The organism is Luteibacter sp., assembly GCF_051958795.1.
GTDB lineage: Bacteria > Pseudomonadota > Gammaproteobacteria > Xanthomonadales > Rhodanobacteraceae > Luteibacter.
The window spans coordinates 1-11,447 of sequence record NZ_JBQCFT010000063.1 but is presented as its reverse complement, the minus strand read 5'-3'; the positions used below and the strand labels follow the sequence as shown (position 1 = coordinate 11,447).

Annotated in this window: 13 protein-coding genes; 7 read left to right on the top strand and 6 right to left on the bottom strand. The window is 65.8% G+C overall.

The window, feature by feature from the left end:
- The 5 genes from ACTHLF_RS03610 to pilG all read right to left on the bottom strand — a co-directional run.
- The coding region (locus ACTHLF_RS03610; RefSeq protein ID WP_440324942.1) for an Hpt domain-containing protein at positions 1-358 on the bottom strand (358 nt) is incomplete at its 3' end.
- Between the two features lie 4 nt (positions 359-362).
- The gene (locus ACTHLF_RS03605) at positions 363-2,393 is read right to left on the bottom strand and encodes a methyl-accepting chemotaxis protein (RefSeq protein ID WP_440324940.1); all 2,031 of its coding nucleotides are present in this window, start codon (positions 2,391-2,393) and stop codon (positions 363-365) included.
- Between the two features lie 171 nt (positions 2,394-2,564).
- Positions 2,565-3,110: a chemotaxis protein CheW gene (locus tag ACTHLF_RS03600; RefSeq protein WP_440324938.1), complete on the bottom strand. Its 546-nt coding sequence runs from the start codon at positions 3,108-3,110 to the stop codon at positions 2,565-2,567.
- A gap of 12 nt (positions 3,111-3,122) precedes the next feature.
- Positions 3,123-3,494, bottom strand: coding sequence for a response regulator (locus ACTHLF_RS03595; protein WP_247328299.1), 372 nt, complete (start codon positions 3,492-3,494; stop codon positions 3,123-3,125).
- Between the two features lie 32 nt (positions 3,495-3,526).
- Positions 3,527-3,883, bottom strand: a complete 357-nt coding sequence (pilG, locus tag ACTHLF_RS03590; RefSeq protein ID WP_045831092.1) for a twitching motility response regulator PilG — start codon at positions 3,881-3,883, stop codon at positions 3,527-3,529.
- Positions 3,884-4,186: 303 nt separating this feature from the next.
- Between pilG and gshB the strand changes: the two genes are divergently transcribed.
- Both gshB and ACTHLF_RS03580 read left to right on the top strand, forming a co-directional pair.
- Positions 4,187-5,128, top strand: coding sequence for a glutathione synthase (gshB, locus tag ACTHLF_RS03585; protein WP_440324936.1), 942 nt, complete (start codon positions 4,187-4,189; stop codon positions 5,126-5,128).
- A complete protein-coding gene (locus ACTHLF_RS03580; RefSeq protein WP_440324934.1) occupies positions 5,125-5,988 on the top strand; it encodes an energy transducer TonB in 864 nt (287 codons plus the stop codon). The genes gshB and ACTHLF_RS03580 overlap by 4 nt, the downstream gene beginning before the upstream one ends.
- A 120-nt stretch (positions 5,989-6,108) precedes the next feature.
- Here ACTHLF_RS03580 and ACTHLF_RS03575 read toward each other — a convergent pair whose 3' ends face one another.
- Positions 6,109-6,315 carry a hypothetical protein gene (locus ACTHLF_RS03575; RefSeq protein ID WP_440324932.1) on the bottom strand — a complete coding sequence of 69 codons (207 nt, stop codon included), beginning with the start codon at positions 6,313-6,315 and terminating at the stop codon, positions 6,109-6,111.
- 214 nt (positions 6,316-6,529) lie between these two features.
- Here ACTHLF_RS03575 and ACTHLF_RS03570 point away from each other — a divergent pair, with 214 nt between their 5' ends.
- From ACTHLF_RS03570 to ACTHLF_RS03550, 5 genes are all read left to right on the top strand, one after another.
- The gene (locus ACTHLF_RS03570; protein WP_440324930.1) at positions 6,530-7,096 is read left to right on the top strand and encodes a YqgE/AlgH family protein; all 567 of its coding nucleotides are present in this window, start codon (positions 6,530-6,532) and stop codon (positions 7,094-7,096) included.
- A gap of 3 nt (positions 7,097-7,099) precedes the next feature.
- Positions 7,100-7,519, top strand: a complete 420-nt coding sequence (gene ruvX / locus ACTHLF_RS03565) for a Holliday junction resolvase RuvX (RefSeq protein WP_440324928.1) — start codon at positions 7,100-7,102, stop codon at positions 7,517-7,519.
- Positions 7,520-7,557: 38 nt separating this feature from the next.
- Positions 7,558-8,484 (top strand): aspartate carbamoyltransferase catalytic subunit, encoded by a 927-nt coding sequence (locus ACTHLF_RS03560; protein ID WP_440324927.1) that lies wholly within the window; start codon positions 7,558-7,560, stop codon positions 8,482-8,484.
- A gap of 76 nt (positions 8,485-8,560) precedes the next feature.
- The gene (locus ACTHLF_RS03555) at positions 8,561-10,309 is read left to right on the top strand and encodes a hypothetical protein (protein ID WP_440324925.1); all 1,749 of its coding nucleotides are present in this window, start codon (positions 8,561-8,563) and stop codon (positions 10,307-10,309) included.
- Between the two features lie 233 nt (positions 10,310-10,542).
- On the top strand, positions 10,543-10,914 hold the full coding sequence (locus tag ACTHLF_RS03550; RefSeq protein WP_440324923.1) for a BON domain-containing protein: 372 nt from the start codon (positions 10,543-10,545) through the stop codon (positions 10,912-10,914).
- Positions 10,915-11,447: the final 533 nt, after the last annotated feature.

Below are 11,447 nucleotides of genomic sequence, written 5' to 3'. Positions count from 1 at the left end.
GCAGCACGATCGGCACGTCGCGGTGACCGCTCTGCAGGCGCTCGAGGTAATCGGGCATCTGCATCATGCCGCGCATCAGGGCGGCATAGGCTTCATCGCGGTTGGCCACGCGGTCGCTGATCAGCGCCGCGACCAGTTGTTCCATTTCGCCCACGACCATGGCCGCGCCATACAGCTCGACCATGCGCAGCGTGCCGTGGACCTGGTGCAGGTCCGCGGCGCAGGTGTGCATGACGTAGGTGTCGCGGGAATCCTCGACGTACGACTCGAGCGCCTGGCGTGCCTTGGACAAGGCGTCGTCGAGCTCCGCCTTGACCCAGTGCAGCGTGGTGAAATCGGTATGGTCTTGAAGTCTCACTGCATTAGCCCGGCAGCTTGAAGTTCGCGACGGACAGGCGCAGGTCGTTCGCGAGCTGGGCCAGGTTACCGATCGATTCGGCCGTCTGGCTGGCACCCAGCGACGTCTGCGAAGTGATCTCCTGGATGACGTTCATCGTTGCGGACGTATCCGTTGCCGCCGCCGACTGCTGGCGGGCTGCCGCGGAGATGTTCTGAATCAGCGCCGAGAGGTCGTTCGACACGCGTTCGATATCGCCCAGTGCCGTACCGGCATCCTCGGCGAGGCGGGCACCCGCCACCACTTCCGCGGTGGTCTGCTCCATGGAGCTCACCGCTTCGTTGGTATCGCTCTGAATCGTCTGCACCAGGGTTTCGATTCGCTTGGTCGCGCTCGCGGAGCGTTCCGCGAGGCGCTGCACTTCGTCCGCGACGACCGCGAAGCCGCGGCCCGCCTCACCGGCCGAAGCCGCCTGGATCGCGGCGTTCAACGCGAGGATGTTCGTCTGCTCGGCAATGTCGTTGATCAGTTCCACGATCGAACCGATTTCCTGCGACGACTCACCGAGGCGCTTGATGCGCTTCGAGGTTTCCAGGAACTGGTCGCGGATCGAGTCCATGCCCTGGATCGTCTCGCGCACCACTTCGGCACCGCGCGATGCGATCTGCACCGAGCGCTGCGCGACGTCGGCCGACTCCGCGGAATCCTTCGACACCGTATCCATCGAGGTCGCGATCTGGTTGATCGCGGAGGTCGCGGAGGTGATCTGCTGCGCCTGCTGCTCGGCCGCGTCGGCCAGGTGCATGGCGGTCGCCTGGGTTTCCTGCGCAGCGGCCGATACGCGCACCGCCGTCTCGTTAATGGTGGTTACGAGATTGCGCATCTCGTCCACGGCGGAGTTCATGGCGTCCGCGATGGCGCCCGTGATGTCCTCGGTCACCGTGGCCTTGATGGTCAGGTCGCCTTCGGCGAGCGTGCCCATCTCGTCCAGCAACCGCATAATGGCGGTCTGGTTACGCTGGTTCAGTTCGCTGGTGGTCTCGAGGCGGCGGCGCTGGTCGCGGACCAGGCTGAAGACGAGGACCAGGGCGAAGGCCACCGTGGCGATCGCGCCGAGCAAGCCGGCCCACACGTTCGGGAACAGGCGGGTCAGCGGCAGCTTGGCGATCTGGTCGGCGGACTCGTTCGCGCGCAGCAGCACGGTCTGCGAATCGAGCGAGGCCTGGTTACCGGCGCGCTTCACGTCCTGCAGGTTGGGCGAAGCAGTGACCAGCTGGCTCACCGGGTCGACCAGGTCGCCCCAGGAGGTCTGCATGTCGGCCAGGATCTTGTGCGCGTTGGCGTCGGAAATGGCGCGGACGCCACCATCCGGGTTGCCTTCGAGCAGGCCCTTCAGCACGGAGCCGTAGAGCTGGGCGTCGCGGGACAGGCCGTCGGCCGCCGACTGCGCACCGTCACCACCCTGCAGGATCTCCTGCACGCGGCGGATCATGCGGTCAGCCATGAGCATCCAGCGCGCGATGGTGAAGGTCTGCTCCACCGAGGCGTTCTTCTGCTGGACGATGTTGAGCACTTCGTCCGTACGGGCGTTGAGGAGCGGCATCTGCTTCGAGAACAGGTCCGCGCGCTCACCCGAGGCAAGCACGAGCTGCTTGTTGGAGAGGATCTTGCCGATGTCCGCGTCGAGCTGGTGCCAGGCGTTGGCCAGCGCGCCGATGGCGCGGCCCGTGCCACCCGCCTGCTGCTGGTAGGCCGGCATGCCGGTCTTCTCGTCGCCGGCCACCAGGCGCTGCACCGCCGAATCGATGGTGTTGCGCGTGACGGCGAGTTCGTTGAACGAATCGCGGTTGCCGTCCGAGGCCTCGAGCGCGTACTTCGCGGTCTGCTGCGACAGCACCTGCACCTGCGTGGTCAAGGCGATCGCTTCGCGGTCTTCGCCGTTCTTGCTGTTCAACAGCCAGAAGTCAACCGATGCAAGGCCAATGGATAGCAGCAGGAACACGATAACCATCGTGTAGCCACCTTCACGGCCTGCGCCCCCTGTTGTCGTGCTCATATCCACCTCACCCAAACAAAACCTGGTGACCGAGGCTTCTGGCAGCCCCCGGCAGACGAGTGGCCCTGCAACAGGACCACCCCCTCGTTCCCGTCGCGTTGCCGGCTACCCGGCAACGCTTATCCTGTGCGGGCGGGCCATCCGGCCGTCCCGTCCCCCTTACTGGGCGCCTTACAGCGCCGCCTGCCGGAAATCCGGCGCACGAACCAGTCGGTTCATGCTGAACAACCCGAACGATTGCTCGCCGAGCTGGATGTTCTCCGTCACGAAGCGCGCCAGGCGCGGGTCCTGTTCGTCCTCGCCGGTGCCACGCTGGTCGTCGTCCATGGTGCGCTGGCCGAAGACTTCATCGACCAGCAGGCCCACGGTGCCGCCGTGCTGGCGTACCAGCAGCAAACGCATGCGCTCGGAGGACGGTGTACGTTCGTCGAACAGGAACCGGCCGAGATCGATCGCCGGCACCAGGTTGCCACGCACGTTCGCCACGCCCATCAGCCAGGGCTGGGTGCCCGGCACGTTGGTGAGGGCGGGCACGGCGAGCAGTTCGTTGATCTCATCGATGCCACTCACGAAGGCACGGCGGCCGACGCGGAAGCCGATGCCACGCCACAGGCCCAGGTTCTCCACCCGTTCGGGCGTACCGGCCGAGTGCGCAAGGCACGCGCGCTCGTAGTGGGCGAGCAGTTCGAAGGGCGTCAGTGCGGCGTTCTCGCTCATGGCGTGCCCTTCTTAGTTCTGCTTCGGCAGGAGGTCGTCGATGGTCGAGAGCAGTTCCTTCTCGTTCACCGGCTTGGTGATGAAGGCCTTGGCGCCCTGGCGCAGCCCCCACACGCGGTCGGTTTCCATCGATTTGGTGGTGATCATCACGACCGGCACGTCCGCGGTGGCCGGGTCGCGGCTCAGCGTGCGCGTGGCCTGGAAGCCGTTCATGCCCGGCATGATCACGTCCATGATCACCAGGTCCGGCTTGCTCGCGCGGATGCGGTCGATGCCAGCCTCGGCGTTGTCGACGCTGGAAACGGAAAAACCCGCCTTCTCGAGCAGCGTGGTGAACACGCGGACGTCGGTGGGCGAGTCGTCAATGATGAGGATATTTGCCACACGTCCCCCTGGACGCTTACGAATTGGGTAGGTCAGCCGGCCGTCGCATAGCGATGGATCGCGCCGAGCAGCTCGTCGCGGGTGAACGGCTTGGTGAGGTACTGTTCGGCGCCCACGATGCGGCCGCGCGCCTTGTCGAACAGGCCATCCTTCGAGGACAGCATGATCACCGGCGTACCGCGGAACTGGGCGTTGTTCTTGATGAGCGCGCAGGTCTGGTAGCCATCCAGGCGCGGCATCATGATGTCGACGAAAATGATGTTGGGCTTCTGGTCCGAGATCTTGGCCAGCGCCTCGAAGCCATCGACGGCGGTAAGCACGTCGCAGCCTTCTTTTTTCAACAGGGTTTCTGCCGTACGGCGGATGGTTTTCGAGTCATCGATGACCATGACCCGCAGGCCGGCCAGGTCCGTACCGCGTCCGTTGTCGTTCACTGCGCCCCCGTCACACGAAAAAACTGCAAGTCCCGGCAGGAGGATAGCCCTAATGTCGCCGGGTATCCGTGCGCCAGGTCGTAAAGCCCGGCACCCCCGGTGCCGGTCACCGCTCTTCGGCGGCCCGTGCCACGCTGTTTAATGGGTGGCCGGGATTCCGTCAAGATGAATTGTTCCTAAAGGGACAATGCCTTGTGAAATCATCGGCACCGCTCCACTAAACTTGACACCTTTCCAGACCGCCCAGGGCCCCTCCCCATGCCGCTTTCCGTCGCCGTCCTGATGGACCCGATCCGCGCCATCAAGATCGCCAAGGATTCGACCTTCGCGATGCTGCTGGAGGCCCAGCGCCGTGGCCCCGGCCTCCTCTACATGGAAGAAGGCGACCTCGAGCTCCGTAACGGGGAGCCCTGGGCACGCCTGCGCCCGCTGGCCGTGAAGGACGACCCGTCGGGCTGGTTCACCCTGGGCGACGCCGCCTGGCGCCCGCTGGCCGAGGTGGACATCGTGCTGGCCCGCAAGGATCCGCCGGTGGACGAGCAGTTCATCTACGACACCATGGTGCTCGAAGCCGCCCAGCGGGCGGGCGTGAAGGTCGTGAACGACCCGCGCAGCCTGCGCGACTGCAACGAAAAGCTCTTCGCCCTGCAGTTCCCGCAGTGCATCTCCCCTACCCTCGTCTCGCGCGATCGCAACCAGCTCAAGGCCTTCGTGGCCGAGCACGGCGAGGCGGTGCTCAAGCCGCTGGACGGCATGGGCGGGCGCGGGATCTTCCGGGTGAAAGCCGGCGACAGCAACCTCAACTCGATGCTGGAGACGCTGCTCGACGGCGGCCACCACTTCACCATCGCCCAGAAGTACATCCCGGAGATCACCTCGGGCGACAAGCGCATCCTGCTGGTCGATGGCGAGCCGGTGCCCTATGCCCTGGCCCGCATCCCCCAGGGGGACGAGTTCCGCGGCAACCTGGCGGCGGGCGGCCGCGGCGTGGGCGTCCCGCTTTCCGAGCGGGATCGCTGGATCGCGGCCCAGGTCGGGCCCGAACTGGTCCGCCGGGGCCTGCGCTTCGTCGGCCTGGACGTGATCGGCGACTACCTGACCGAGATCAACGTCACATCTCCGACGTGCATCCGCGAGCTGGATGCCCAGTTCGGCCTTAATATCGCGGGGCTGATGTTCGACGCGATCGAGGCCCGATGACGACCCGCACCACCGGCGCCGACCTGATCGGCGCGACCTTGCTGTTTTCGCTGCTGCTGCACGGTGTCGTCATCCTCGGCGTCACGTTCCAGGCCGAAAAACCCGCCCCCAGCGTTCCGACGCTGGACGTTACGCTCGTGGACGTCGCCAACCAGGAGCAGCCGGACAAGGCGGACTTCCTCGCCCAGGCCAGCAACTCGGGCGGCGGCGACCGTGACAAGGCATCACGCCCGTCGGAACCGGTGAGCGGGCCGCTGCCCACGCGTAACCAGGGCGTTTCGCCCCAGGTCGAGGAGGCCCAGGCGCCCTCGCCCCGCGAGGCCACCCCGGACCAGGTGCTGACCACCGCGGGCCAGACCGGTTTCCACGTGGATACCACGCAGCAGCAGACCGAGCAGAAGGAGCGCCCGCTGCCGCCGTCGGACAAGGAGATCCAGCGCAAGCTGGAGATGGCGAAGCTGGCGGCCGAAGTGCGGGACGAATCCGAGGCCTACGCCAAGCGCCCGAAAAAGAAGTTCATCTCGTCGAATACCCGCGAGTACGTCTACGCCGCCTACATGAAGGGCTGGGTGAACCGCGTGGAGCGGGTGGGCAACCTGAATTACCCGGACGAGTCGCGCCGCCAGGGTGTCTACGGCGAGCTGGTGCTCACGGTGGGCCTTAACCGCGATGGCTCGATCAAGAGCATCGACGTGATCAAGAGCTCAGGCCACAAGCTGCTCGATGACGCCGCCCAGCGCATCGTGCGCCTTTCGGCCCCCTTCCCCGCGCTGCCGAAGGACAGCAAGGAGAAGGTCGACGAGTTGTACATCACCCGGACGTGGCAGTTCCTGCCGGGCAACGTTCTCCGAAATTACTGAGCCTCCTGCGAACCCTGCGTAGTAGCACACCCTGTTGGCGACGCCGTTCGCTGAAGAGCCGCAAGATTTGCAGTGCTTTCGCGAAGGCTGTCGCCCACAGGGTGGGCTCCTACGACGAAATCACGGCTTGGGCAGGAGCTGGTCGGCCTCGCTCACGTAGGCCTTTTCCGCCTTGCGGTCCCATACGCACAGCTCGCGGCCCGGCGCATTCTTCATGTGCTTCTGCGGGTAGCGCCCGGCCAGCACCAGCGCGGTGACCGGCACGCGGTCGTCGTACTGGATCAGGCCACCCACCGGCTTTGCCTCCTTCAATCCGCTGGCGGCCACGCATGCGCGAGTTACCCTTTGGTCATAGTCCTTCCAGGCAGAGGGGGCCGAAGCGTGCGCCGCGAGCGCGCCACCTGCCGCCGCCGCGAATACAAAACCCTTAACAAACATCATCTTCGGCATGAGTTGCCTCCATGTGAACCGGCGCACAAGGTACGCTTGCGGGTATGAACGTTTGCGCACGGCTAACGTTCGCTGCGGCTACAATGAAGCCATGAGTATCGCCAACACGTTTGCCGGCCAGTTCCTGATCGCGATGCCATCCATCGCGGAGCCGCCCTTCGCGCGTGGCGTGGCCTTCCTCTGCCAGCACGGCGAGGACGGCGCGGTGGGCCTGCTGATCAACCAGATCTCCGAGTACCGCCTGGGCGATGTGCTCGCGCAGATGAAACTGCCGTGCGAAGACCCCGAGATCGCGGACTATCCCGTCCTCATCGGTGGCCCGGTCCAGCAGGAGCGCGGCTTCGTGCTGCACCGTGAGCACGGCCACTGGGATTCCAGCTACCGCATCAACGACGAGTGGTCGGTGACGACCTCGCGCGACATCCTCGTGGCCATGGCCCGCGGCGACGGCCCGCGGCGCGCAGTGGTCACGCTGGGCTACGCCGGCTGGGAAGCGGGCCAGCTCGAGCAGGAAGTCATGGAAAACGCGTGGCTCAACACCCGCGCCGATGAGCGCATCGTGTTCGATACACCGATCGAGGAACGCTGGTTCGCCGCCACCCGCACCATGGGCGTGCGCGATCCGACGCAGCTGACCGGTTACGCGGGGCACGCCTGATCCATGAGCTGCCTTTTTGGTTTCGATGTCGGCACCAAGGTGGTCGGCGTCGCCGTCGGCAACCGCCTGACCGGCACGGCGCGCGCGCTTGCCGCCCGGCCCGTGCGCGATGGGGTGCCTGACTGGCAGGCGCTCGACCAGCTGCGCCGGGAGTGGCTGCCCGCCGAGCTTGTCGTGGGCCTGCCGCTGGATAACGAGGGCCAGGAGCAGCCGATGACGCGCACCGCGCGCCGGTTCGCCCAGAAGCTCACCGAGCGCTACGGTATCGCCGTCGCGTTCGCCGATGAGCGCATGAGTTCGCAGGAGGCTGCCCGGCGCTTCGCCGCGGGGCGCGCCGCCGGCACCCGCAAGCGTTCGGATGCCAGGTCCATCGACGCCGAGGCTGCCGCCGTCATCCTCGAGTCCTACCTGCTGCAAGCGTAAAATCGCACGCCATCTCCACCGTTAGCCTTGAGGACGTCATGTCAAACCGCCTGCGCCATCTGACCACCCTCGAGAACCTGCCCCGCGAGACCATCGAACGCCTGCTCGACAAGGCGATCCACCTGCGCGACCAGTCGGCGCACGGCACGCGCAAGCTCGATATCCTCGCCGGCCGCACCGTGCTCAACCTGTTCTTCGAGCCCTCCACGCGCACGCGCACCTCGTTCGAGCTTGCTGCCCGTCGCATGGGCGCCGACGTGATCAACTTCGACATCGGCCTTTCGTCGACCAGCAAGGGCGAGGAACTGTTCGATACGCTGCACACGCTTGAAGCCATGCACCTCGATGCGATCATCGTGCGCCACAAGGTGTCGGGCACGCCCGAGGAACTGGTAAAGCACGCGATGAGCGCCGTCTCGATCGTCAATGCCGGCGATGGCAACCGCGCCCACCCCACGCAGGGCCTGCTCGACGCCCTCACCATCCGCAACCACCACCCCGATTTCCGCAAGCTGAAGATCGCCATCTGCGGCGATGTCCGTCACTCGCGCGTCGCCCGCTCCGACGTACACGTGCTGACGGCACTGGGCGCCAAGGACATCCGCATCGTCGGTCCCTCGCGCCTGCTGCCGGCGGAAGGTGAATTCAAGGGCGTGACGCTCCACGAAGACTTCGACCAGGCGATCGAAGGGGTCGACGCCGTGATCATGCTGCGCCTTCAGAAGGAGCGCATGGCCTCCACGGACCTGCCGGACGAGGCCGCGTATTTCGAGCGCTACGGCCTCGACAGCAAGCGCCTGGCGCGCGCCGCCAAGGGCGCCCTCGTGATGCACCCCGGCCCGATCAACCGCGGCATCGAGATCGCTCCCGAGGTCGCCGACGGCGCCCAGTCGCGGATCCTCGAGCAGGTCGGCAACGGCGTCTTCGTGCGCATGGCCGTGCTTTGTGAAGTGATGGGCCGGTAAGACCCATGCCGGGCCGCGCTACGACGCGGCTTCCGGCATAATGGCGGTTCCAAGGGATCAATCAACGGGATACAGAATGCGACCGACGAAGCGACTTCTCGCGCTCGGCGTCGCCAGCGTGCTGCTGGCGGCCTGCGGCCACAAGGACAAGGATGCCCCGCTGGCCTTCGTGCCGGCCGATACACCGTACGTGGTGGCCAGCCTCGACAAGCTGGACGACGATACCTACGAGGCGGTGCTGGCCCAGCTCAACAACGAGGCCCCGGGCCAGGTGGCCCAGCTGAAGTCGTACGCACAGGAATTCGATGCCAAGGGCAATGCCGATGCGGCGCGCCTGCTGCGCGCCCTCGTGGCCGAGCTCGACGGCAAGAATGCCGAAACCGTGCTGAAGAACCTCGGCATCGACCTGAAGACCGGCTCGGCGGTATATGGCGTGGGCCTCAGCCCGGTCGCCCGCGCCGCCCAGGCCGATCCGGCCGCCAGGGAGGCCTTCGTGGGCCGCCGGGAGACCGCTTATGGCAAGAAGCTGGACACTGCGGACGCCGGTGGCCAGGCCTACCGCCACGTCGCCCTGGGCGATTCCGGCACCCAGCTCATCATCGCCACCGTCGGCAAGAACGCCGTGGCCGCCCTGCTCCCGGCCGACGCCGGCCAGCCGCTGATCCGCCAGGCCCTGGGCGCTGACCGCCCGGAAAAGAACCTGCAGGATGACGGCCGCCTCGCCGACCTGGCCAAGGACAAGGGTTACAAGGATTACGTCGTCGGCCAGGTGGATCTCACCCGCCTGCTTCCGCTGGTCGCAACCGGCAAGGACCCGCTGTTCTCGACGTTCCTGAAGCACCAGTCGCAGAAGACCGGCGAGCCGGTGCCGCAGATCCCGGCCAGCTGCCAGGAAGAGGCCACCCGCGTCGCCGCACGCGTACCGTCCTTCAGCTTCGGCTACACCAAGCTCGACCTGCACCACGTCGAACAGCGCGTGGACGTGGCCATGGCCAGCGATATCACCAGCGCGTTCTCGGGCCTGAAGGTGGAACTGCCGGGCCTCGGCAGCACCGGGACCGGCCCGTTCGATGCCAGCATCGCCCTGCCCGTTGAGCAGCTGCGCACCTTCTTCACCACGCAGTCTGAAGCCGTCGCCGCCAAGCCGTTCGCTTGCCCGGCGTTCGCTAACCTCAACGACAGCTTCGCGAAGATGGGTTCGACGATGCAGCAGGCGGCGATCCCGCCGTTCGGCGACATCCGTGGCGTGCGCCTGGTCATCGATTCGTACAAGCCGGGTGCACCGGGCGCGGCGATCCCGCAGATCACCGGCCGCGTGGTGCTTGCCACGCGTAACCCGGCCGGCCTGCTGGCGATGAGCCAGGCGGTGCTGGGCGGCGAGTTCAAGCTGGCCGCCGACGGCAAGCCGGCACCGCTGCCGGCGAACCTGACGCAGTCGCTCGGCATGCCGGGTTGGGCAGCAATGAATGGCCAGGCGATCGCGATCGGCCTGGGCGACGGCGAGGACAACAAGCTCGACGACGTGCTGATGGGCAGCACCGGCGATGCGGGCCGCCTCGGCCGCCTGCATCTGAACGGTGACATGTACCGCACGTGGGTCGATGTGATGTCGGACAAGGCCCAGGCCTATGCGTCGGCCATGGCGGAAGCCGCGACGGCGGATGGCGCCCCGGCGGACCAGGCGGCGGATACGGCGACGGCGCAGCGTTCGAAGGCGCAGTTCGATGCGATGAAGGCCCAGGCCGCGCGCGTCGTGCAGGTGAGCGGCGAGGCGCACATGGATGAGAAGGGCCTCGTGATCTCTGGCGCCGTGGAATACAAGTAAGCCACTCGCTCTACAGCACGCCCCAAAAAGCCCGGCCTCAGCGCCGGGCTTTTTTTCGCTCCTTAACGGCGAAGAAAGGCATGTGAAGACGTATTCGGCAAAGCTGAACCGAGCGATATTTCCGGCACGAATCGTTCACGGATGCGCTGGTGATATGGCTCCGCGACGAAGGCAGCCCACAGTGCGTGGCGCCAGTCGCCGAACCCTCACAGATCCGTAGAAAGGAGTTCCCCATGATGAACGCCAACATTCGCAAGGCCCTGTTCGCTGCCGCTCTCGTTGCCGGTCTCGGCACGGTCCCGTTTGCCTCGGCGTATGCCCAGGACTCCGCGGCCGCCGCTTCGAAGGGCGATAACCAGACGGTCGCCGGCAAGGCCGACGATACGTGGATCACCACCAAGGTGAAGAGCGAATTCGCCGCCAACAAGAGCGTCAAGGCCACCGATATCTCGGTGAGCACGACCGAAGGCGTCGTGACCCTGACGGGCACCGTCGCCACGGCGAAGGAGAAGAGCCACGCTGAGGCGATCGCCAAGAAGATCAAAGGCGTGAAGAGCGTGGATGCCAGCGGCCTGACCGTCTCGGCGGCTGCTGCCGACAAGTAAGTCACGCAAGTGTGTGAATGAAAAAGGGAGCCCGAGGGCTCCCTTTTTTTGGTTCCTTTTAGAGATTCCGGGCTGATACTCCTCGCTGCAAGTCACGCTTTTTGGCTGCCGGGCTTTAACGGAGAAATTTAGCGATTTAACCGGTCATGCTGTTGAAAAACGATATTCTTGCACGACGTCCATGTGATCTGACTGCCGAGTGGGCACAGCGGGTCGCAGACCGCAATCACCCGGGTGTTACGATATCCGCCGTGAATGTTGTTTCCGTTGACGTGGGTACGACCACGAGAATCCGTCTCGCCGTCGAACACGACGGCCCGGACGCTATGCCGCGACGGTGGTTCGTGAAGCTTCCCTCGCTCGCGTGGCGAGCGAGGATGATTACAGCCCTACCCCGATTGCTCCAGATGGAAGTACGCTTTTACAGGCAGGTAGCGCACGCCGTGCCTACCGCTGCACCCGCTTTGCTCGCTGCCCAGAGTGAACCGGGCAGAGGCGCCATCCTGGTCCTGGCGGACGTGACTGAATTCGGA